The organism is Paenibacillus sp. FSL W8-0186 (genome assembly GCF_037969765.1).
Taxonomy (GTDB): Bacteria; Bacillota; Bacilli; order Paenibacillales; family Paenibacillaceae; genus Fontibacillus; species Fontibacillus woosongensis.
Window position 1 is genome coordinate 4,307,654 of the sequence record NZ_CP150207.1, and the last position, 21,947, is coordinate 4,329,600.

Here is a 21,947-nt window from a genome sequence, read left to right on the forward strand (position 1 = left end):
GATGAGAACCCCTTGAGGGTTCGTCGGAGTGAGACTGCCAGGCGCAGCGGCAGGGCAAACGAAGTCTCGCGCATGGAGCGCGAGTATCCCTTCTGGGACGTAAGTCAAAACTCTCCATTAGGAGAGTTATAAAAATAAATATTTTACAACACAATCCGCTAAAATACCGCAAAATTTGCATTTATCCCATACAATCCCTATGAAAAATATCCCATTCCTCCGATATAAATAATGATGTGATTTTTCATTTAATAAAGGAGGAAATTTATGCGTTACATTATTACCCCCACGGGCTTTGCCGATCAAACCTTGGAAGTCGTGACTTCAGGCATAGGCGGCAATGCCAAGCTTATGGTGAATAACCAGCTGGTTACGGCCAAGAAAAGGCAGCCGATGATACTGCGCCGGGATGACGGGCAGGAAGTAGAGGCTGTGTGGAAAAAAGACTTATTCGGAATGGACGTCCCCAATATCATTATTGACGGCTCGCTCATTCAGGTTGCTAAGCCGCTTCCTGTTGCAGCTAAGGTTTGGTGTTTTCTGCCGTTGGTATTTATTTTTATCGGGGGAGCGATCGGCGCCCTGATCGGCATACTTGCTGCGGCAGCCAATATGAGCGTGTTCCGGCTGCCTACCAATTTGGTCGTGAAATTTATTGTAACTTTGCTGATCGACTTGGTCGCAACCGGCCTGTTAATGTTCCTGGCAAGCACCCTTCACTTGCTGCTTCAGTAGCAATTAATTCACCAAGAGGGCATATTTAAGAGGTTGTTTTTTTACAGTTTCGAGTACATAACCGAGCGAGTTTTTTCGACAAATATCTGCATTCGATGTGTCGAAGGGCTCGCTTTTCATTTGTTTTTCAATTAGGCATCTCAAGCAAAATGAAGTACAATAAAGACGTCTGGCTGTCTACCAAATTCTGCTCATGTTGAAACGCAATCTATCAAACTATTGATGAGGAGGTCCGTATTACATGAGTTTTACGTTACAGCTTGGAGCGCAGGCTCCCGATTTTGAACTTAAGGCGACAGATGGGGCATTGTATTCATTGGACAGCTTCGCTTGGGCTGATTATCTCGTAGTTTTCTTCACTTGCAATCACTGCCCTTACGTGGTCGGTTCCGACGAAGTCACTCGCCAAACGGCGGAGAAATTTAAAGACAAAGGGGTGGCCTTTGTCGGCATTAATGCAAATAGTGAAAACACGCATCCCGATGATTCTTTTGAGCATATGATTCTTAGAATGGAAGAGCACCGCTTCCCTTGGGTTTACCTCCGGGATATGGACCAAGATGCAGCTAGAGCTTACGGAGCGCTGCGCACACCTCATTTCTTTGTATTTGACAAACAGCGCCGCCTTGTTTACACAGGCCGTGGAGTGGACAACCCTCGCGAAACTTCAAAAATGACCACCAATGACCTGGAAAGAGCTCTGGCGGAGCTTACCTCAGGCCAGCCGGTCAGCGTGCCGTTAACGAATCCGATCGGCTGCAATGTCAAATGGGAAGGACAGGACGCCCACTGGATGCCAGCGGAAGCCTGTGATTTGGTATAACGATAATGTCACAATTATATCAATTTGAAGTCCGGACCATCGAGGGAGAAACTGTCACGCTTGAGCAATTCAAAGATAAGGTGCTGCTAATCGTTAATACGGCCAGCGCTTGCGGATTAACACCGCAATATCAGGGATTGCAGCATTTATATGATACGTATGGCGAACAGGGCTTGGTCGTTCTCGGCTTTCCCTGCAATCAGTTTGCCGGGCAAGAGCCAGGTACGGAAGCGGAAATCAAAAGTTTCTGCGATTTGAATTACCAGGTTACCTTCCCTCTCTTCGCCAAAATCGATGTCAAAGGCGAAAACGCCCACCCGTTGTATAAATATCTTGTCAGCCACGTCCCGGCTCCTTACCGGACAGGGGACATCGAATGGAATTTCGTCAAATTTCTTGTTGACCGGAACGGAAACATTCTTAAGCAGTACAGCGCGCGTACGGAGCCTTCAGCTCTAGAGTCTGATATCCGGCAAGCGCTGATACATGCTGTTTAACCGCTCGGCAACACTATACTGAGGTTGTTCAAAGAGCCCGGCGCTCTTATGAACAGCCTTTATTTTTTGCTTCCGTCATTGCCGCTCCCTCTTTGAGCCATTCCTCTCCACACAACCCCTGAGTCCCTTCCTATTTTTGTAATATCCATGACTGCAAATATATTTTTTAATTGAGCTTTTGAAGCTCATCAAATAATTAACTAAACCCGATATAATATAATATCATTTACCTAAAATATCCTGGATTACCGGATTATATCCCTATTTGCGGAGGACGTAACTATGACAACACGAAGAACGGATCCCTTCCGTTACTCAATGATCACACCCTTGCCCTGTTGGATTGAAATCAGGGAAATTAACGCTGTTCCTGTTCACAGTAAATTAGCAGAAATTGAGCTGATCGATATTAGCAAGTCAGGATGCCGAATCCAGACCAAGCTGGATCTTAGAGCTTCCACCCATCAGATTGAAGCTACAGTTCATGTGCGACTCAATGAGGATCTACATAAATTCCCGGGCAGCATTCGCTGGCAGAAAGAGCATGAGAACGCCGTATTCCATTATGGCCTTGCGCTAAATTTGACCGAAGACATGAAAGAAAGCCTTAATATTGAGCTGCGGTCCCTGGCCGCCTCTCGGCGAATCGTAGTACTGTAATACATACATATTAAAAAGTAACCGCAACTGCAAATCTGAATCGATCTGCGATTGCGGTTACTGTTATCTGTGGCCATTAAATCCGTTTATCGTTCACCTTTACGCACGGCTTCCAGCGCCGTCAGCTTTCCATCCCAGAACCGAGCCTGCCTCAGCACTTCGCCTTTGCTCGCCTCAAGCACCAGGCCTTCTTCCTGGACAACATATCTCATCGGATATGCTGCATAGCTGGTTATGATCCAGCTATCCCCATCCTCCGTAATATACCCGTTGACACAACGCAGCTGTCCCTTTGCATCGCGATATAAATAAGTCGTCGTGCCGAATCCGAGCAAGTAGGCCACAAGCTCTTCTCCCATATCCCAATCGTCCCCTGTCGCATTAGCGAATAAGGAAGCAAATAACGGATCGCTCGCGTTCCGGAACACGGATTGTCCGAAACGATCGCGCGACAGAGACGGCATGTTCAGGTTCGGGGCAGCCACGCTGTAGGTCGAAGCCGCTTCTCCGGGCTGCAATCGGCGCGGCGTAGATATGACGTTCCAATCATAGCAGTTGAAGACTGCCATCGCCGCGCGATAGGCGGCCTCCAAATACTGCGGATTTCCAAGATGCTCGTAAGCTACCCGGGAAGAAGCCGCCACCAGACCTCCCCATAAGGAATGGATCATGTACGACAAGGCTTCCCACCAGCGATCCGGATTTTGCGCCCGATAATCATTGCTGAAGCCGATATTAGCCAGGATCAACTGACCGTATTTCGCCGCTTCATCCCGCAGTCCGACCGAGAGCAGCGTCTCGCATGTCGGCCCGAAGCCGGCATTATCATAGAAATGCTCTGTAATTGCACCGGCAAACGGCTCCTCGTTACGTTCCAGCCTTACCCCAAACTCCTGCCACAGCCGGGTCAAGCGCTGGTGCCACACCAGCATCCCAGTCTCCCATAAATCTTTGAGCAAGTCGTCGATATACAATATAAACACGCCGCTTAAACCTGTTTCATCCTTCTCCCTCTGACCTTGGTGACAGTCCGGGTTCAACCGGACAGCAAGCACTTCCGCCGCCCATTCTAAATAAGTATGGGGTGTATTCAATTTTAGCAGCGAAGCCTCCATGCGAGAGAGCAAGTAAAACACATGGGCGATATAGTCCAGATCAAATATGCGATAGAAGCTTCCATATAAAGCACGCGGCTTAGTAAAGTTCCCGTGTTCAAACCAATGACGCTTCATATCGAGCACTGCGGATGCTTCCGCCTTTTCCACTTGCTCCTGAACTGGGGTCGTCAGACTATTTTTCATAAGCAGAAAAGTAAGCTTCCCTAGCGATTCCCCCTGATTCGATAGCGGTAAAAATGCATGCGCTCTTCCCATCGTCCCCTCGGCGTCATAGTTGTTGCGGCAGAGCCACTCCGCACGCTTCTCCAAAATACGGTCGATCGGTTCAAGCACGTTCCACACCAGAATATCCTTGCGCCCATCCTCCAGCAGCAGCTCAAGCTTATGCTCACCTGGCTCCGTCCGCTGCAAAGCGGCTTGGAATCGCTGAGGGCACTGCCCATCTGCTGCGAAAAAGGAAGTAATGTCTTCCTCCTGGACCACACCTTGAGATGACGGCGAAGTAAGCAATCTAACCTGCCTGACCTGCTGCCCGTTCGGAAGCTCCAGTTCCGCTTGAAATACCCCGCCTGACGTCAGCACGGGAGTATACGTCCAGCGGGGATGCCCATGCTCTAATGCCTGGTGATAGAAATCCTCCTGATCATCACAAGCAGCGAACGCATACTCCCACTGCACCCGCTGCCCGGCATCCAAAATCAGCGGATGATACTCATCCCCGTAAATCCAATCGACCGCTGCCGATTCCGGCATCGAGCTGCCATTCTCGACGAGCGATAAGCGATGGAACAGCAGCCCGTCAAGCGATGGCGACACCTGCTCCAGGAAGCGATTTTCATATCTGCAAAATGAACCGAACGCCGCGGAACGCCCCTTTTTTCCATAAATACCGAGATGGGGCGCCTCATTACTGCGCCGGATTGCTGCAAACTTGGAGAAGTCCCCTCCCATATGTGCGAATACCGCACAGGATTGGCGGATGTTGCGTACGACGTTATCATCGCGAAACATCACGTAGGCTAACGAGAACCAGAGATGGAATCCATCGACCCGCAGCACCTTGTCAGTAGAATTGAAGCTCTCAATTTGCCAGATCATCCGCTCCTCTTCAAGCCGGTAAGTCAGTGTGATCGTCAGCCCCTCTGTATCGAAAGAGACTTCGGCACAGTGCTCACTGACCTTTCTAATCGCCGGAATCAGATCTAAGCTTCGTATTGTACGTCCGTTCACTACCGCTGTCCATTCCCCGAACAGCTTATCAACATCATCATAACCGGCCTCTGCCAAATAACCGGGATCAACGACCCAGTTCATCGCGTAAGGATCGTCCTTCATCCTCAGAGACTTTACCGCTCCACGCTCTGTAAAGGCAAGTTCAAACTTTGGACTATTCAGTATGTTCATATGTCTCCACCCCTCAGTCTTGTCACCTTTATCATTTTTTGACTCCGCTGAGCGAAATGCCCCCTAGAATAAGGTTTTGCGTAAAATAGAACAGCGTTGCCGGGAACAGAACCGATAAGCAGGATACCGCCATCAGTTTCTCGTATTCAATATTAAAAGCATTTTTGAATAAATTGATTCCAAGCGGCAGCGTGTACATGCTCTGGTCATTTATAAAAATGAGCGGCGTTAAAAATTCATTCCAGCACCAGACAAAATGGAACACGCCAATAACGACCACAATCGGACGGCATAACGGCAAAATAATGCTCCAATAAATTTGCCAGCGGTTGCACCCGTCAATTTCAGCCGCTTCGTCCAAATCTCGCGGAACTCCCATAATAAACTGCCGGGCTAGGAAGATGAAAAACGCGGAGCCAAACGCCCCCGGCAAAATCATAGGCCAAAGCGTGTTAATGAGTCCCATTTTGTTGTATTGGATATATAACGGAATCGCCGTTACATCCCAAGGAATTACCATCGTACCGATTACGAAAAGAAATAGAGCATTCCTGCCCCAGAAATTGATCCGGGCAAATCCGAAGGCGACCATCGTAGCGGACAGCATGGCAAACGGAGTCGATACGCCCACTACAATCAGCGTGTTCAGAAGGAAGCGGCCAAACGGCTGCGCCTTCCAAGCATCGGCAAAGTTATGCAGCTGCCAGTTTGTCGGTATAAGCTCTGGCTTTGCTGTAAAAATATCCTCCGGCGCTTTCACCGCCGTGGACAGCATCCAGGCGATCGGGAAGAGGAATGCTGCTGCACAGAGTACCGTCAAAGCAAAAACCAGGACTGTTTGGGTACGTTTTTTACTCTCTAGCGCATGCATTAACGTCCACCTCCGTCGTCTTCATAATGAACCCAATACTTGGACGAAGCCAGAACGAGGCCGGTCAGCAGCACGATGAGAATGAACATCACCCAGGCCATAGCCGAGGCGTAGCCCATTTTGAAATGGGTAAACGCATTGCGGTACACATGCAGAGAATAGAAGTACGTTGAATTTGCCGGCCCGCCTCCTGTCAGCACGAACGCAAGAACAATCGTTTGGAAAGCCGAGATCAGGCTCGTCAAAATATTAAATAGAATCGTCGGCGTAATCAGCGGAATCGTAATATTGAAAAATTTGCGTACGGGACCTGCGCCGTCAATGTCTGCTGCTTCGTAATATTCAGAGGATACCGAACGAAGCGCTGACAGGTACAGCACCATCGGGGAGCCGACGCCCCATAGAGCAATGAAGATGAGCGCGTATAGAGCAACGTTTGGATCGGTCAGCCAGTGCACTCGTGGAAGTCCGACCAGCTCCAGCATGTAATTGACCGGCCCAAAGTCGTCGTTCAGCATCCAGCTAAAAATTAGCGCCAGCGTTACCCCTTGAATCAGGGATGGCAAATAAAAGATCGATCTGAAAAATTTAATGCCGTAGGTTGCCCGGTTGAGCAGGACAGCGATAAGGATCGCAAACACGACCTGCAAGGGCACCATAATGAACACGTATTTAAATGTGACGATCATCGATTTAAAATAGAAAGGATCGCTCGTGAACATATGGGCGTAGTTTTCAAGGCCGATAAATTTCGGGCTGCCCACCATATTCCATTCGGTAAAGCTGATCCCCAAAGAGAAAACCATCGGGCCGAACATCAGCAGAAGAAAGCCGATGAGCCACGGCGAGATAAAGAATAGACCCGCTGCATTCTCACGAAGCCTTTTCCTTCTGAAGGAACGTTTCAATAGAGTCTGACCTGCGCTGGATTGTGCCATGTTGTCATCACCTCAATTTGAGGAGAAGGGGAAGCCTTTCAGCCTCCCATCCTTCCATTACTGTGAATCCGTACTTGAACCCTTTATTTCAAAACCGCTTGAGCCTGCTTGGCCGCATCATTCAAAGTGCTCTGAATGTCAGCATTGTTATAGAAGATCGCCTGTACCCCGGCCCGAATCATATCCTCGGCCTCGCTCCATTTTTCGTTCCGCATGCTCGCAATCAGCTTGTCACTGCCCTCTAATTCTTTCGCGAAGGCTTCCAGATATGGATCCGCGGCATAGCCATTTTCTTCGTCCACGGAAATCACTGGCGAGAATGCGAACTTATTCGCAGTGATGATTTTGATGCCTTCTTCACCCGACATGAACTTGATCAATTCCCATGCCGCCTCTTTGTTCTTGCCGGACTTCGGCATCGAGTAGCCGGACGTATGGATAATGCCTTTCAGACTGCCGCCCTCCGGCAGAGGATGCGTCACAGTTCCGATATCCAGCTTACCTTCCTTCAGAATATCTCCAAGCGGCCACATCCCGTTGTCGAACATGGCGATTTGCCCTGTCTGGAACGATTCCAAACCGTTATTCGTGCTGAACTTGCCTGCGGAGTTGATTTTGGAGGAGGCATCGTACAGTTGTTTCAGGAAGGTCATCGTCTCCACGTTCTCCACACTGTTCAAAACGCCTTCCACCGTTTTCCCGTCCTCACTCACCATGTCCCCGCCGTTGCTCCAGACATATGGCTGCATCGTCATCACATCATCCGGCGTCATAATGAATCCGTATTGTCCGGGCTTGGTCAGCTTGTGGACGGTATCGACGAATTCATCCCACTTCCATCCGTCTTGCGGATAGGGTACGCCTGCTTCATCAAACAGCTTCTTATTGTAGTAAATAGCACGGGTAGAGTACGTTGTCGGGAGTCCCCACAGTTTGCCGTCATATTTCATGTAATCCATTAAGATCGGGTAATATTTGCCGAGATCATAGTTGTCCTTATCTACCCAGGCCTGCATATCTTCAAGCGCTCCCCCCGGTACGTACAGCGGATAGTTCCAGGCCATGAACACATCAGGAGCGGTATCTGACGCAAGAGATGTCAACAGCTTCTGATCATAGTTGTCTGGTACGGATTCGACTTTGACTTTAATGCCAGGATTTTTCTCCATAAAAGCGTTAATTGCATTCTGGTAAGGCTGAAGCGTCTGTCCGGAATCCCACGTCATAAAACGAAGCGTCACTTCATTTCCTTCAGTTCCTTTATTGCCTCCATTGGCTGCTGTCCCAGATGAATTGGCACCGCTTTCACTTTTGCCGCCGCAAGCGGACAGCAAACTGAGACACAACGCAGCTACCAGAGATAGCATAAACCATCTTTTGTTCCTGCTGTTGTTCCTGCTGTTGTTCCTGCTGTTGTTCCTGCTGTTGTTCTTGCTTGTACTCATGCTCATTTTCACATTGACCCCTCCCTAATGTGTGGTACATGTATATGTGAGCTTGCCTCCATCGGCAAGTTGTCACCATTTGGTCAAAAATTTAAACGTTTAGATTTTATTGGAAAAGAGGAGCTGTCTCGAAAAATTCTCTCATTTCTTCGGGGCAGCTACGGAATCACGCTCAATCAACCGGCAGACCGGCATATTCATAGGCTCGTTTTTCTTTCCTTGCATAAGGTTATGGAGAACCTCCATCGCCTGGTATCCCATTTCATGCAACGGAATATCCATGGTTGTAATGCGGGGAGTTAAATAATCGCTGAATTCACGATTATCGAACCCGATCACAGACAAGTCCGCCGGTACCTTTACTCCGGCTTCGTTTGCCGCTTCCAGAACCCCGACGACCATAACATCATTCATAGAGAGTATCGCTGTCGGCGGCTCCGGCAAAGCCAGCAATTCCTTCGTTAATCGATAGCCGGACTCCCGTTCCCAATCCCCCATTTTAATATACAGCGGGTCGAAGGGAAGTTCGAACTCTGTTACGGCCTTGTAATATCCATTCAAACGCAGGCGGGAAGGAATCGAATCCATCAAGCCGCTGATGATAGCGATTCGCCGGTGTCCTTTCTGAACTAAATAGGACATTGCTTCATAGGATGCCTGTTCATCGTTATATTGAATGGCGATATCGTTCTGGGTATACCCATACGTGTAAACGATCGGTTTGCCCTCCGTATCGATCAAGCCACTCAAGTCCCGGGTATGTACGCCTACATAAATAATCCCGTCCACCTGCTTGCTGAGCAGTTCGGATACGGCGCTTGTAGCATATTTTTTGTACTTGTCGACGTTGTCGAAATCGCGGCCGATCCGTTTATCCAGACGCAGGTTTGTCAGCAAAATATGCAGATCATGGCGGTCGCCATAATCGTTAATGCCGTCAATAATTTCTGGCGTGTTAAATACGGTAACGTCTTCGGCAATGACGCCAATTGTATCGGTACGTCTGCGTTTGAGGCTTTTAGCAATATCATTTGGCTTATAATTGAGCTCTTCAATCACGGCTAATACCCGTTCACGCGTTTTGGGACGGACATTCCGCGTGCCATTGAGGACGTAGGAGACGGTAGCCGTAGACACATTCGCCCTGGCTGCTATATCTTTAATGCTAATGTTAGACATACTCCACCTCCTCGACATAATCACTATTCTCAAAATCTAAACGTTTAGATTTATATTTTTTATACCATAGCTTCTTTCCGTTTGCAAGCGGTTTCTTTCCAGGAGCTCATGTGATAAGCAGCCCTACGGTGTATAAATGCTTTGGATTCGTTCCGGCAAAGCCTCAGCCTGTACTTCATGCCAGTAAGTGACGCCCCGAATTCGCGACACATACAGCTCCAGATAAGCACCCTTACGCAATTGCCTGCTGCTGGTAAAGAGCAGGGCTTTCTCTTTGCCTTTTTCGTCATATGCATCTATTTCGTACGCATACCGCTGATTTCCGTCTATTTTCGGGTCAGCATTAGCAATTCTGGTGTAGTAGCGAATTTTGCCCTGCGGATTTTCCGGATCAAGGCGATTGGGATTGGCTAAAAAGATTACAACAGATGAGACAACGATTAGGATCAGAGCTCCCGCTCCAACGAACGTCAATAATTTCACGAATAATTCCTCCTGCATTCTAAGTGATTACATCTGATTTCCGCATACGGCGTATGGCTGCTGTGCTAATGATGGTTATATACAACAAGCTGACGAGAAGGAATCCAAGCTCTTGACTCCAAGTAGAGAGGCTGGTCTGACTGAGTACGCCCATGCCGATACTTAATAGCGAATGGGGGAAAAACTGCCCCAAGTCAATGACGTACATCCCCAGTCCAAGAAAAGTGGCGCACAGGCCGAGGCCAACGGGAACAGCAAAGCTGCGAATGCGCATGGACAAAGCTAATTGCAGCGTACTGATGGCAAGAGCAGCAATCCAGCCCCGCAGCAGCCACCCCGGCAGCTCTCCCGGAGGCATGGAGCCCAACCCGAGCCATATACCGCCTAGGACGTACAATACCCCAAACATGCCCTGTACCAATAGCAGCAATATTCCGACTACGACCCATTTCGACAGAAAGATAGCCGCCACCGATACGGGGGCAGTCATGATCAGATTCCAGTTTTTGTGAAAATGCTCCAGCCGCCAAACATAGGCACAGCAAATCGCAATCAGAATGGGAAAGAAAAACTCCCCGTAAAACAGCCCCACCTGCGACCAAAGACTGTACCATTCATTTTTCAATACCCCACGGTTCATATAATAGTTGGCACAGCCAATCAGTATGCTTATGACCGGAAGGGTAACCGCCAGCAACCATATATACGAATGGCGCAGCTTTGCCCATTCCGCAGCAACACAACGTTTTAGCATCGACAATTCCTCCTATAATTCCCGTTTGGATACATAGATGTTCCCTGCCAAATACAGGACTGCCCCAACCACTGCCAGAAGCGCCATCACGGGCAGCATTGTGCCTATATCGCGTACCGCAAACGACATTTGTTCGCTTTCATAGCTTTGAGCAATCGGGCTCAAGCCACTGTAATAGGACCATACGAGTAGTCTTCGCAATCCGGACGGCAACAGATCCGCCGTCAAGCCGATAAAACCGCCGATCATACCGAGGGACAGCGCAAAAGCCTGATTTTTCACAGCCACAGATATCCATAGCTGCAAGGTGATAATCGCCAGTGTGGTTATCATCGTCCCCAAGAGAAAACGAGTCAGCAGAACCACAGGCACAGCAGGGTCAAAATCGTTAAACATGCCGAAGGCGAGAATAGAGAAGCCCTGAAATATACATCCCCACAATACCATGATTGATGCTGTCATAAACTTGGCGGCATAAAGCTGGCCTGGCCTAACCATAACGGTTCGCAGCAGCTTCCATGTATTTCCCTTATGCTCCATATCGCATATTCGGGATACGCATATGGCGGTAAGTATAGGCAAGAACAGGCCGTTCATAGAGGATACCGTCCCTATAAGCGGCTCCCATCCGGCATGTTCCGGATTGCGGGAAATTGACACGCTGGTAGCCATGAACGCCCAGGCTAGTTCAACGAGCAACAATAAGGTGATCATCCAGAGCAGGCGCTTACGCCGCAATTTATACCACTCCAGCCTGACTGCGTTCATCATAAACTGCGCTCCTTTCCAGTCATGTCCAAGAATATGCTTTCGAGGCTTTTCTTGTGCTCTTCAATACGCAGCACATCGATATTGGCGGCGATCAGGCTTCTATTGGCCTGAACCACCAATTCATCAGTCAAATTCTCAAATACCAGTGAATCTCCGCGATGGAAGGGGGAGAACCCTTCTGACATCAGGACTTTCTCCGCCAAATTATTATTTCGTGTTCTAATGGAAATAGTTGGACGGCCATTATTCTTCAGTAGATCCATCCTGCCTTGAAACTTCAGTCTTCCATCATGGATAATGCCTACCGTAGTCGCAATCTGCTCAATTTCTGCAAGAAGGTGACTGGATAGAAGCACCGTCATGCCATACCGCTGAGGAAGAGATTTAATCAATTCCCGGATTTCGCCGATGCCGGCAGGGTCTAATCCGTTGGTCGGCTCATCCAATATCAGCAGCTTCGGAAATGCCAGCAGCGCCATGGCAATGCCCAGCCGCTGCTTCATACCCAAGGAATACTGTGCTACTTTTTTATCCTTCTGCTGGGTTAAGCGGACAATATTCAATGCCTCCGATACGTTCCGATCCGGGACATTGCGGAGCTTTTGCACAACGCGCATATTTTCAAGCCCGCTAAGATGTCCATAATAAGAGGGAGATTCGATCAATGAACCGATTTGACTTAATATTAGGCGGCGATGGGCGGCAAGCTCCTTGCCAAAGACCGTCACCTGGCCATCTGTAGGCTGGACCAATCCCAGAATCATTTTAAGGGTGGTGGATTTCCCCGCTCCATTCGGGCCGAGGAAACCATAAATTTCCCCTTCGCAAACCGATAAATTCACATCCTTCACACAATAGACCTTGCCATACCGTTTGGAAAGGCTGGTACTGGCGACAACTTGACTCATTTTGCAACCTCCATTCTGCTTCGCGCTATTCCCTGATAAGGTTAACAGCCCTGTCTTGCGGCAAGCTGACAATTACCTTACGCCAACATTAAATTGCGAGAATACGCGGAGAGAGAAGGAGATAGGGAAAAAAAGTACGATATAATGAAGTCGGGTGATTGTAAATGGATGATATCAAGAATAAGAAGCTGCTGCTCGTAGATGACGAACACGAAATCAGAAACATGGTGGACGGATTTCTGCGAAAAGAAGGCTTTACACGTATTTATCAAGCATCCCATTGTGCGGATGCCTTGGAGGTATGCCGGTCTGAACAACCCGATGCCGCTATTTTGGATGTTATGCTTCCCGATGGAGACGGGTTCGCCCTGCTCTCCTCCTTGCGCCAGTTCACTAATATTCCCGTTCTCTTCTTGTCGGCCAAAGGCGAGGATGAGGACCGATTGTTGGGACTGGGGCTCGGCGCAGACGATTACATCGTAAAACCGTTTCTGCCGCGCGAACTGCTTCTCCGCCTGACTGCTATCTTGCGGCGGGTATATTCACCTCCCCAGCAGGAGCGGCGTCCTGTCTTCCGCTTAGGAGATCGCACCGTTGATCTCGATAGCGGGGTAGTACAATACCGGGACAGCGAATGTGCGTTAACAGCCAAAGAGCATACTCTGCTCAGCAAGCTTTACGATAATCGCAACAGGATCGTAACTAGCGATGCGCTGTGTCAGGCAGCGTGGGGAGTGAATTATTACGGCTGTGAAAATACGCTGATGGTGCATATTCGCCGAATCCGGGAGAAGATCGAAACCCGGCCATCCCATCCGGAGTATCTCCAAACCATACGAGGATTGGGATACAAATTGCTGGTACAGGGAGAATAGCTATGGGTGGCGCTATGCGTATCTTAAAACGCTTTATAGGTGCAACTATGCTGATTTCGATATTTTTACTAATCATAAATTTTGTACTGTTGGGCGTGTGGGGCTTCACTGGAATCAACAAAGGTCAATCTCCCATGACAGTGGTTCAAAACGTAGCAGCGGGCTTGCAGCGTACTAACAATACCTATTCTTTGGCCTCAGCCTCCGCCGATTTGCTGGAGAAAAACTTGGCGTGGGCCATGCTGATTAACGATACCGGGCACGTCGAATGGAAGCATCAGGCTCCAGACGAGCTTCCTTCCGTCTATTCCTTGACCGATATGGCCAAGCTTTCCCGCAGCTACTTGCTGGATTACCCTGTGTTTATATGGGAGCATGAAGCGGGGATTGTGGTAATCGGTTACCCAAAAGAAAGCCTGGCCAAATACCAGCATATTCTCCCGACAGATTGGGTGTCCTCCCTGCCGCTAAAATTGACTGCATTATTCATCATCAACATTGTGCTTGTCCTGCTGTTGTCTGTACTGATCGGTTCCAGGCTTATTCGTTCCATTCATCCGTTAACCAAAGGCATACAGGCTCTTGCTAAAGGAAACGAGGCATATGTTGAGCCTAAAGGGATTTTGACCGAGCTTGCCCAAAGCGTTAACGGAGCTTCTGCGTTATTGCAGCAAAGAAATGATAGCTTGAAGAACAGGGATGAAGCCCGGTCCAATTGGATTGCCGGCATTTCACACGACATCCGCACACCTCTGTCTATGGTGCTGGGCTATTCCAGCGAACTGGAGGAGAATGGGGATATTCCGCCGAAGCAAAGGCAGCAAGCTGGCATTATCCGACAGCAGGCAGAGCTGCTGCGCTCGCTAGTGCGTGATTTGAATCTCGTTTCGATGCTGGAATATGAGATGCAGCCGTTAAACAAAAAAACGATCCATCTCTCCGTCCTGGCCAGACAAATCGCATCTGAATTCCTGAATAATGGGTTGGATGAAAGGTTCGAGCTGGAGATCAGTCTGGATGATAAGGAAGACGCTCGAATCTATGGTGACGAACGTCTGCTTACGCGCGCTATGAGCAACCTGATCCATAACTGCATCCGCCACAACCCGGATGGCTGCCGAATACGGCTGAACACCTCAAGTAATAAACGCCAGCAGAGCTGCAGCTTTATTGTAGCCGACAACGGTAAGGGAGTCCCGCAGCATGAGCTTGCGGATCTGCTGGAATTGCCCTATTCCTCTAAAAGAAAGCATCCCCGGCAAAATGGACATGGGCTGGGTCTGCCCATGGTGGCGAGAATTGCCAGGGCGCACCAGGGACAATTGATCCTGACAAGCGATGTTGGGGCAGGGTTTCAGGCAGAGTTGATGCTGCCTTCGCGCTCATAAATAACAACAGGCTCTGATATACGTGTGGATTTGGCCAGACGCTAGCAGCGGGGCTATGCGGAGCTGTCCCATCCTTATTCGTAGCAATAGTTATAAAAAGGTTGAAAACGATTGGGGAAACTGGATATAATAGTTGAAATTCAATATGTTAATCGATGATTGGAAGAGTAATTATTGTCCTCTATGTCCAAGCGAGCCGGGAGGGTGAGAGCCGGCCGGAGTCAATAATGAAACGGATCCATGAGATGGTCTTCTGAACAGTTAAAGTAGGAAGGCCCGGCAGACACCGTTATGTTATGAGTGGTTAGACATTTATGTTTAACAACAAGAGTGGTACCGCGAGTACGATCAGTCCTCGTCTCTTATGAGACGTGGGCTTTTTTATTTTTTACAACAAACTTTATAAAACAAATCTAGGAGTTGGTATATTGACCACTCCTGTGCGTGCTTCTCAAATTTCTGAAAAAAGATAAAGTTGGTATATTTTGATATATTTAAAGGATTTGTGGGTATGATGTCGAAGACCATATTGTAGTAGGTAAATATTACTAGATTGGAGGAAGGACTATGAGACTATACAGTTTGAAAATTGAAGGATTTAGACGGCATCTAGATACGGAAGTGAATTTTTCAGATGCAACATTTTTAATTGGTGAAAATAACATAGGTAAAAGTTCAGTGTTAATGGCTCTGAATGTGTTGTTAAACGATGTGAGAAAATTACCAGAGGATGAGTTTTTCTCACTAAGAGATCCAGTAACCGGTCAAAATAAACGGATCGCAGATAAAATCGTACTGACAGGAGAATTTAGGGATATCCCAGAAGAGGCTAGAAGCTGGGTAGGATTCAGAGGACGTATTTTAAGATACTCAAAAGAAAATGGAGAAACTGGGAATAGAATCGTTTATAGAAAAACTTTTAAACCAAACATTGACTATGTTGTAGAAATGCGTCAACAGATTAAAACCATAAAGGGTAATTACACTGATTGTGCAACTATTGAAGATTACATTAACGCTGGTTTAGATCTCACTCCAATAAATGATAGAATCACCTCTATACTACCGACAAAAAAATTGTCCTCAAAAGAAAAAGGCATTATCTTCGAGCTAGATGATTTATATGATTTTGATGAGCAAAACGAAGATTGGTTTGAAAATCCTGGGGGAATTCCAGCCAATGTACTATCTAAACTCCCTAAGTTTCTACTTATTCCTGCTCAAGATAAAGCCGATGAACTTTCCGGCGCATCTGGTACGTTGATATCAACCTTGTCCCAACTGTTTAATGATGTTAGAGAAGCTTCCGAAAACTATAAACAAGCTCAACATTACTTGAACTTATTAGCTGACGAACTAGATCCAGATGATCAGAAGAGTGAATTTGGAAAAATGATGTTGGAATTAAATAAAACTGTTGGTGATGTATTTCCTAATACTGGTCTAAAGGCAACTACTTCATTAACTGAGGCAGACAAGGTTATCAAACCTCAGTTTAAAGTATCGATGTTTAGTAATGTGAATACTCCTGTAGGACTCCAAGGTACTGGTATTATTCGCTCAGCGGTGTTTGCATTACTAAGATATAGAAGTATAAGAGAAAATGAAAAAGAACAAGGTAACATCAGACCATTGTTAATTGGATTTGAGGAACCTGAAATTTACTTACATCCTAATGCAGCTCAACAAATGAGAAACACAATATATGAATTAGCCAGTTCCAATAGCAACCAAATCGTATGTACTACGCATTCCCCTTATATGATTGATCTAAGTAAAAAACCTATGCAAATTTTGAATTGTCTTTCAAGTAAATTAACTAGATATGCGCAGGATCAGCAAATAGAACAGATTACATGCACATCTTTTAACACTAGCGAACAATTCATTAGACTTCAAGAAGATGATAAATCTTATGTAAAAATGTTATTAAAAATCGATGATTATATTTCTAGGGTGTTTTTCTCCAAAAACGTACTAATTGTAGAGGGAGACACAGAAGATATTGTTCTAAGAGAAACCATTCACAGAATGCCTGATACTGTAAAAAAAGATATTGAATGCAACTGGCAAATTATTAAAGCTAGAGGTAAAGCGACAATCATTTCATTAGTCAAGTACCTGAAAGCAATGGGCATTAATCCCGTTGTTATGCATGATAAAGATGAGGGTAATGAGCGTGCAGAAGTTTTCAATGAGCCAATTCTTCTAGCTGTCGGTGATGAGACCCGTCGAATAATGATATCAAACTGTATTGAAGATATACTTGGTTATGCAGCACCGTCAGGTGAAAAACCTTATAAGGCGTACAAGTTCATTTCGGATAATTGGAATCAGGAGTGGGAATCTATAACTGTGAATTGGAGGCAAATTGTTGAGGATATTTTTGAAGATTCATTCTCACTAATTGCCCAAGAAAGCATTTCCCAGGTTGAGAAACAAGCCGCGGCTAGTGTGGAAATAGTCGAATAATTATTAGCTCTTTTATAAGAGGTAACAGATATCAATTCAAGACCACTATGTGCGAAAATAATTAGCCATCTTGTTGGACGAAGGTGGCTAATTTCGCTCCGGTTGCCTATCGTCTGTCCAAATACCCTTCTAAGGTCAACCGGAGACGCTTAGGGCTTTAAAATCAATTAGTACTAAAAGATGCCCATAGACGCGGGCCCCGAGGAATGCAAGGATAACGTCCCAGAAGGGATACTCGCGTTCCAGGCGCGACTCCGTTCGACCTGCCGTTGCACGCGGCGGGCTCACTACGACGAGCCCCAAGGGGTTCTCATCCTCTAGATTACGTAAAAAAACTCTCCAAAGGAGAGTTTTGGCTACGTCCCAGAAGGGATTCGAACCCCTGACCGACGGCTTAGAAGGCCGTTGCTCTATCCAGCTGAGCTACTGGGACATAAATAAGTATGTATAAAAAGGATGCGTTATTTATTATAACGCATCCCTTTCTATTTTCAAAGTACTATTTTTGCTGCCGTTTAATGCTGGCCGTTTTCACCACTCAATTTTTCCCTGAGCTTGTCGGCGATGTCGCCGTAAGCGAGCAGCTGCTCCTTGAAATCAGCACGCTGCTTTGCAGGCTCAGGCCAGCCAGTATCGCCAAAGTTCTCTTCAGCGATCTCGGCATAAGCCTCGTGAAGACTGTTATCATACCAGTCGATCTCAAAATCGGCATCACTGCGAATCATCCGGATGATCTCATAATCCTCGTTCCCATTCTGGGAGCGGGCTACGTACACAAACAGCTCCGGATCACCGGCCGCACCGGGCCATACTTGAATTTCGGCGCATTCCCGGCCATCATGTTCAGCCAACCGGCGAAATTTGGCTTCCTTAATATAATACATATTCCTTCGCACCTCGTTATTCTGTAGTTGGTGTTTGTCTTCAACCCCGTTCCCATAACCGATCCGGGCCAGCTCACGCCTGGTCTCTTCCGTGCCCAACCGGTAGATTTCCCGGTATACCTTGTCAATCTGACTCTGGTACCCGCTGTTTACGACATCTTCTGGCGTATCCGGCCAAGGATACATGTAGGCCACAAAGGAGCTATCCTCCTTCTCTCCAATCCGCTCCAGCATATATCTCAAATTGATTGCCTCTTCAGAAGACGCTTCAATCGTCCATTCATAAGCTGTGGCGCCCTGCTCTTCCAGAACCGAGCGTCCCGGTATGGACACATAGTAACGCTTACCCATCGTCACCCCTCCTCTAAGCTTGCCATAGTTACCATTGTGTGCAATGTGAAAGAAAACATGCACGTCGAGCCGCTGTCAGCACCATAAAATAAAATCGCCAGCCTGAGAACACTCAGACTGGCAATTTATTGGGTTCCTGCGTTATGATTTTACTTCAGAGGGCTTGCGCATCGTCAAACCAACTCGTCCCTTCTTAATGTCAATGTTAAGCACCCATACTGTCACATTGTCGCCAACCGATACCACGTCCATCGGATGCTTCACATAGCCATTGCTAAGCTGGGATATATGCACCAAACCATCGTTTTTGATGCCGATATCGACAAATGCGCCGAAATCAATGACGTTGCGGACGGTACCCTGAAGCTCCATGCCTGGGGATAAATCCTCGATCTTCAGAACATCCGTGCGGAAGATCGGCGGCGGAAGCTCCTCCCGCGGGTCACGGCCCGGTCGCTGCAAACTGTCGAGAATATCCCGCAATGTCGGAACTCCTACGCCGAGCTGTACGGCCAGGTTCTCCGGCTCCAGCGTAGAGAGCATTTGGGCCAATTCCTTCGTTCCAAGCTGACTCAGTTCTACGCGCAGCTCCTTGAACAATTCGGTTACCACGCCATAAGACTCTGGATGAATCGGCGTGCGGTCAAGCGGATGCTCCCCATCATTGATCCGCAAGAAGCCGATACACTGCTCATACGTTTTTGCGCCAAGGCGCGGAACCTTTTGCAGCTGTTTGCGGCTCGTAAATTTTCCATTCTCTTCCCGATATTTCACGATGTTCCTGGCAGTGGTTGCATTAACGCCAGAAACGTAGGACAAAAGAGAAGGAGATGCCGTATTCACGTCTACACCGACATGGTTAACCGCAGACTCTACTACCGCCGTAAGACTCTCGTCCAGATGCTTCTGGGATACGTCGTGCTGATATTGGCCTACGCCGATTGCTTTAGGTTCGATCTTTACGAGCTCGGCCAGCGGATCCTGCAGCCTTCTGGCGATCGAAACCGCGCTGCGTTCAGCGACGTCCAGATCAGGGAACTCCTGCTGCGCCAGCTTTGAGGCTGAATAGACACTGGCACCCGCCTCATTCACGATCAGATAGGCCAGGTTAGGATCATTGCGTTCCGCAATGATCTCGGCCACAAATTGCTCGGTCTCCCGGGAAGCCGTTCCATTGCCGATGACAATCAGCTCCGCGCCGTATTTATCTATAAGTTCATTAAATTTAACCGCTGCTTCCCTTTTTTTGTTGTTCGGCGGCGTCGGGTAGGTTACAGCGACCTCAAGCAGCTTCCCTGTTTCGTCCACGACGGCCAGCTTGCAGCCTGTACGGTAAGCCGGGTCAACGCCGAGCACGATTTTCCCTTTTACCGGCGGCTGAAGCAGCAAACTGCGCAAATTCGCCGAGAAAATAGAAATCGCCTGCCGCTCAGCCTTCTCCGTCAGCTCCGCGCGCACCTCCCGTTCGATCGAGGGGGCGATCAGCCTTTTATAAGCATCTTCAATTACGCTTTGAAGGATGCCCTCAGTGACGGAACGCCCTTTAATCGTCCGCCCAGCAATATGGCGATGGATGGCCTCGGCGTCCAGTTCCAGCGATATTTTCAGAATATTCTCGCGTTCTCCCCGGTTAATCGCCAATATGCGATGGGGCGGCATTTTCTTGGCCGGCTCACGATAGTCGTAATACATCTCGTATACGGATTCTTCCTCGGAGTTTTTCGCTTCCGACACGATCACGCCATGATCCATGCTGTACTTCCGCACCCAGGCTCTGATTGCCGCCTCGTCCGCGATCTCCTCGGCCACGATGTCCATAGCGCCCTGCAATGCGTCCTCCGCCGTCTCTACAGCAAGCTCCGCATTTACATACTTGGCAGACTCCTCCAGCGGCATGCCGTCTTTAGGCTGTGATAGCAGCCATTTTGCCAGAGGCTCCAGGCCTTTTTCTTTGGCGACGCTGGCTCTTGTCTTGCGCTTTTGCCGGTAAGGACGGTATAAATCCTCCACCTCTTGCAGCTTTACGGCTTGAACGATGGCAGACTCCAGCTCCGGGGTCAATTTGTCCTGCTCGCCAATAATGCGGATCACTTCCCGCTTGCGGACCTCCAAATTCCGCAAATACTGCACCCGGTCGTCGATATCGCGCAGCTGGTTTTCATCCAGTTCCCCGGTCATCTCTTTGCGGTAACGGGCTACGAAGGGAATCGTATTGCCTTCATCCAGCAGTTGGACGGTCGTCCGTACCCCTTTTAAAGGCAGCCCTAGCTCTTTAGCTACCTGAACCACAATTCTTTCCTGAACCTTAGCCTCGATTTGCGCTTCGCTTGTATTCGTTTCCGGATTGATTTCAGTTTGTGACAAAGTCATCCCTCTTTCATCCTCAGATTGCACTGCTCCTATTATCACAAAATTTATGGCCGAGTGCCAGTCGGAACCACTCTTTGCTGTGAATGAACAACAAAAAACACCGTACACGAGGTACGGTGTCCGATCGTCGAATTTTAGAAGTTCGAGTAGTTCCAGTAGTTATCCGGTGTAGATACGGCAGCGATAATTACGATGACAAAGAACAGGATGAAAAGGCCATAAATTACGGTTCCGATAATGCCGCATACCAATCCAGCTACGGAGAAGCCATGCCCTTTCTCCTGAGTCACCTTGATTTCCTTAAAGGAAAGAGACGCAATAATGATCGCTACGATCCCTAAAAAGAATCCAATGTACGGTATAGCAATAGCCAAAATTCCCAAAACCAGCGCCGTAACTGATTTTCCATTCGTATTCTGCTCGGCAGGCGGTGCAGGCGGCTGGGGTGGGGCGGGCGGATAATTGTAGTTGTACTGCCCGGAAGAATTATAATCCATTAAAAACGGTCCTCCTCAGAGAAATAGATATGATTATTATACCAGATTCAGCCAATGAAGATATGCGAAAACGAAAAAATTCATTCTAACTATAAATGGAAGCATACCAGCGACATGAAAAAAGACGCCCTTGAGGCAGGGCGCCTAAGGGAGATTTCTCCCCCTTTTTCATCAAAAATCGATTAATCCCAGACTAATAAGCAGCGAATCGTTAACCTTTTTCATCGTCTCATCATCCAGGTGGGTAATTTTGTCCGTTAATCTTTGCTTGTCAATCGTTCGTATCTGTTCAAGCAAGATGACGGAATCCCGGTCGAATCCATGCGTAGCCGCTTCAATCTCAACATGAGTCGGGAGCTTCGCTTTTTGAATTTGAGCGGTAATGGCAGCAACGATTACCGTAGGGCTGAATCGATTGCCGATATCGTTCTGGATGATAAGCACAGGTCTTACCCCGCCCTGTTCAGAACCGACCACAGGGGAAAGGTCTGCAAAAAATACGTCGCCGCGCTTTACAATCAATG

Annotated in this window: 20 protein-coding genes, 1 tRNA gene and 1 other annotated feature; of the genes, 7 read left to right on the forward strand and 14 right to left on the reverse strand. The window is 47.9% G+C overall.

The window, feature by feature from the left end; genetic code table 11:
* Positions 1-267 precede the first annotated feature (267 nt).
* The 4 genes from MKX50_RS19220 (at position 268) to MKX50_RS19235 (ending at position 2,715) form a co-directional block, all read left to right on the forward strand.
* Positions 268-735, forward strand: coding sequence for a hypothetical protein (locus MKX50_RS19220; RefSeq protein WP_213594467.1), 468 nt, complete (start codon positions 268-270; stop codon positions 733-735).
* A gap of 241 nt (positions 736-976) precedes the next feature.
* Positions 977-1,558, forward strand: a complete 582-nt coding sequence (locus tag MKX50_RS19225) for a thioredoxin family protein (RefSeq protein WP_213594465.1) — start codon at positions 977-979, stop codon at positions 1,556-1,558.
* Between the two features lie 5 nt (positions 1,559-1,563).
* A complete protein-coding gene (locus MKX50_RS19230) occupies positions 1,564-2,055 on the forward strand; it encodes a glutathione peroxidase (RefSeq protein WP_213594463.1) in 492 nt (163 codons plus the stop codon).
* 282 nt (positions 2,056-2,337) lie between these two features.
* Complete coding sequence (locus tag MKX50_RS19235; RefSeq protein WP_155611488.1) at positions 2,338-2,715, forward strand: PilZ domain-containing protein; 378 nt, start codon at positions 2,338-2,340, stop codon at positions 2,713-2,715.
* Between the two features lie 86 nt (positions 2,716-2,801).
* Here MKX50_RS19235 and MKX50_RS19240 read toward each other — a convergent pair whose 3' ends face one another.
* From MKX50_RS19240 to MKX50_RS19280, 9 genes are all read right to left on the reverse strand, one after another.
* Positions 2,802-5,237 carry a hypothetical protein gene (locus MKX50_RS19240; RefSeq protein WP_339157593.1) on the reverse strand — a complete coding sequence of 812 codons (2,436 nt, stop codon included), beginning with the start codon at positions 5,235-5,237 and terminating at the stop codon, positions 2,802-2,804.
* 31 nt (positions 5,238-5,268) lie between these two features.
* On the reverse strand, positions 5,269-6,108 hold the full coding sequence (locus MKX50_RS19245) for a carbohydrate ABC transporter permease (RefSeq protein WP_213594459.1): 840 nt from the start codon (positions 6,106-6,108) through the stop codon (positions 5,269-5,271).
* Positions 6,108-7,046, reverse strand: coding sequence for a sugar ABC transporter permease (locus MKX50_RS19250; protein WP_339157594.1), 939 nt, complete (start codon positions 7,044-7,046; stop codon positions 6,108-6,110). The genes MKX50_RS19245 and MKX50_RS19250 overlap by 1 nt, the downstream gene beginning before the upstream one ends.
* Before the next feature lie 83 nt (positions 7,047-7,129).
* Positions 7,130-8,497: a sugar ABC transporter substrate-binding protein gene (locus MKX50_RS19255; protein WP_339160205.1), complete on the reverse strand. Its 1,368-nt coding sequence runs from the start codon at positions 8,495-8,497 to the stop codon at positions 7,130-7,132.
* Between the two features lie 135 nt (positions 8,498-8,632).
* Positions 8,633-9,670: a LacI family DNA-binding transcriptional regulator gene (locus MKX50_RS19260; protein ID WP_339157595.1), complete on the reverse strand. Its 1,038-nt coding sequence runs from the start codon at positions 9,668-9,670 to the stop codon at positions 8,633-8,635.
* Positions 9,671-9,793: 123 nt separating this feature from the next.
* The gene (locus MKX50_RS19265; RefSeq protein WP_339157596.1) at positions 9,794-10,153 is read right to left on the reverse strand and encodes a YxeA family protein; all 360 of its coding nucleotides are present in this window, start codon (positions 10,151-10,153) and stop codon (positions 9,794-9,796) included.
* Positions 10,154-10,172: 19 nt separating this feature from the next.
* Positions 10,173-10,907: an ABC transporter permease gene (locus tag MKX50_RS19270; protein WP_339157597.1), complete on the reverse strand. Its 735-nt coding sequence runs from the start codon at positions 10,905-10,907 to the stop codon at positions 10,173-10,175.
* 12 nt (positions 10,908-10,919) lie between these two features.
* On the reverse strand, positions 10,920-11,678 hold the full coding sequence (locus MKX50_RS19275; protein WP_339157598.1) for an ABC transporter permease: 759 nt from the start codon (positions 11,676-11,678) through the stop codon (positions 10,920-10,922).
* The gene (locus MKX50_RS19280) at positions 11,675-12,586 is read right to left on the reverse strand and encodes an ABC transporter ATP-binding protein (RefSeq protein WP_213594450.1); all 912 of its coding nucleotides are present in this window, start codon (positions 12,584-12,586) and stop codon (positions 11,675-11,677) included. Before MKX50_RS19280 ends, MKX50_RS19275 begins: the two co-directional genes overlap by 4 nt.
* 164 nt (positions 12,587-12,750) lie before the next feature.
* On the opposite strand from MKX50_RS19280, the gene MKX50_RS19285 reads away from it, so the two are divergent.
* The 3 genes from MKX50_RS19285 (at position 12,751) to MKX50_RS19295 (ending at position 17,321) form a co-directional block, all read left to right on the forward strand.
* The gene (locus tag MKX50_RS19285; RefSeq protein WP_339157599.1) at positions 12,751-13,461 is read left to right on the forward strand and encodes a response regulator transcription factor; all 711 of its coding nucleotides are present in this window, start codon (positions 12,751-12,753) and stop codon (positions 13,459-13,461) included.
* Positions 13,462-13,595: 134 nt separating this feature from the next.
* Positions 13,596-14,849, forward strand: a complete 1,254-nt coding sequence (locus MKX50_RS19290; RefSeq protein ID WP_339157600.1) for a HAMP domain-containing sensor histidine kinase — start codon at positions 13,596-13,598, stop codon at positions 14,847-14,849.
* 146 nt (positions 14,850-14,995) lie between these two features.
* Positions 14,996-15,215 (forward strand) — a binding site (T-box leader).
* Positions 15,216-15,416: 201 nt separating this feature from the next.
* Positions 15,417-17,321, forward strand: a complete 1,905-nt coding sequence (locus MKX50_RS19295; RefSeq protein WP_339157601.1) for an AAA family ATPase — start codon at positions 15,417-15,419, stop codon at positions 17,319-17,321.
* Between the two features lie 359 nt (positions 17,322-17,680).
* On the opposite strand, the gene MKX50_RS19300 is transcribed toward MKX50_RS19295, so the two are convergent.
* The 5 genes from MKX50_RS19300 to MKX50_RS19320 all read right to left on the reverse strand — a co-directional run bounded on the left by MKX50_RS19300 (position 17,681) and on the right by MKX50_RS19320 (position 21,945).
* Positions 17,681-17,754: transfer RNA gene (locus tag MKX50_RS19300), tRNA-Arg, on the reverse strand.
* An 82-nt stretch (positions 17,755-17,836) separates the two neighbouring features.
* Positions 17,837-18,556 (reverse strand): hypothetical protein, encoded by a 720-nt coding sequence (locus tag MKX50_RS19305; RefSeq protein ID WP_244996863.1) that lies wholly within the window; start codon positions 18,554-18,556, stop codon positions 17,837-17,839.
* A 141-nt stretch (positions 18,557-18,697) separates the two neighbouring features.
* Positions 18,698-20,926, reverse strand: coding sequence for a Tex family protein (locus tag MKX50_RS19310; protein ID WP_339157602.1), 2,229 nt, complete (start codon positions 20,924-20,926; stop codon positions 18,698-18,700).
* A gap of 134 nt (positions 20,927-21,060) precedes the next feature.
* Positions 21,061-21,423: a DUF4190 domain-containing protein gene (locus MKX50_RS19315; RefSeq protein ID WP_213594441.1), complete on the reverse strand. Its 363-nt coding sequence runs from the start codon at positions 21,421-21,423 to the stop codon at positions 21,061-21,063.
* A 171-nt stretch (positions 21,424-21,594) separates the two neighbouring features.
* Complete coding sequence (locus tag MKX50_RS19320; RefSeq protein ID WP_125082509.1) at positions 21,595-21,945, reverse strand: type II toxin-antitoxin system PemK/MazF family toxin; 351 nt, start codon at positions 21,943-21,945, stop codon at positions 21,595-21,597.
* Positions 21,946-21,947 lie beyond the last annotated feature (2 nt).

What these genes read in the sequence shown, in the direction of transcription:
- MKX50_RS19315 (WP_213594441.1), bottom strand. Translation starts at nt 21,423, where the DNA reads ATGGATTATAATTCTTCCGGGCAGTACAACTACAATTATCCGCCCGCC.
- MKX50_RS19290 (WP_339157600.1), top strand. Translation starts at nt 13,596, where the DNA reads ATGACAGTGGTTCAAAACGTAGCAGCGGGCTTGCAGCGTACTAACAAT.
- MKX50_RS19280 (WP_213594450.1), bottom strand. Translation starts at nt 12,586, where the DNA reads ATGAGTCAAGTTGTCGCCAGTACCAGCCTTTCCAAACGGTATGGCAAG.
- MKX50_RS19295 (WP_339157601.1), top strand. Translation starts at nt 15,417, where the DNA reads ATGAGACTATACAGTTTGAAAATTGAAGGATTTAGACGGCATCTAGAT.
- MKX50_RS19235 (WP_155611488.1), top strand. Translation starts at nt 2,338, where the DNA reads ATGACAACACGAAGAACGGATCCCTTCCGTTACTCAATGATCACACCC.
- MKX50_RS19270 (WP_339157597.1), bottom strand. Translation starts at nt 10,907, where the DNA reads ATGCTAAAACGTTGTGTTGCTGCGGAATGGGCAAAGCTGCGCCATTCG.
- MKX50_RS19245 (WP_213594459.1), bottom strand. Translation starts at nt 6,108, where the DNA reads ATGCATGCGCTAGAGAGTAAAAAACGTACCCAAACAGTCCTGGTTTTT.
- MKX50_RS19250 (WP_339157594.1), bottom strand. Translation starts at nt 7,046, where the DNA reads ATGGCACAATCCAGCGCAGGTCAGACTCTATTGAAACGTTCCTTCAGA.
- MKX50_RS19240 (WP_339157593.1), bottom strand. Translation starts at nt 5,237, where the DNA reads ATGAACATACTGAATAGTCCAAAGTTTGAACTTGCCTTTACAGAGCGT.
- MKX50_RS19305 (WP_244996863.1), bottom strand. Translation starts at nt 18,556, where the DNA reads ATGGGTAAGCGTTACTATGTGTCCATACCGGGACGCTCGGTTCTGGAA.
- MKX50_RS19310 (WP_339157602.1), bottom strand. Translation starts at nt 20,926, where the DNA reads ATGACTTTGTCACAAACTGAAATCAATCCGGAAACGAATACAAGCGAA.
- MKX50_RS19275 (WP_339157598.1), bottom strand. Translation starts at nt 11,678, where the DNA reads ATGATGAACGCAGTCAGGCTGGAGTGGTATAAATTGCGGCGTAAGCGC.
- MKX50_RS19230 (WP_213594463.1), top strand. Translation starts at nt 1,564, where the DNA reads ATGTCACAATTATATCAATTTGAAGTCCGGACCATCGAGGGAGAAACT.
- MKX50_RS19285 (WP_339157599.1), top strand. Translation starts at nt 12,751, where the DNA reads ATGGATGATATCAAGAATAAGAAGCTGCTGCTCGTAGATGACGAACAC.
- MKX50_RS19260 (WP_339157595.1), bottom strand. Translation starts at nt 9,670, where the DNA reads ATGTCTAACATTAGCATTAAAGATATAGCAGCCAGGGCGAATGTGTCT.
- MKX50_RS19225 (WP_213594465.1), top strand. Translation starts at nt 977, where the DNA reads ATGAGTTTTACGTTACAGCTTGGAGCGCAGGCTCCCGATTTTGAACTT.
- MKX50_RS19255 (WP_339160205.1), bottom strand. Translation starts at nt 8,497, where the DNA reads ATGAGCATGAGTACAAGCAAGAACAACAGCAGGAACAACAGCAGGAAC.
- MKX50_RS19220 (WP_213594467.1), top strand. Translation starts at nt 268, where the DNA reads ATGCGTTACATTATTACCCCCACGGGCTTTGCCGATCAAACCTTGGAA.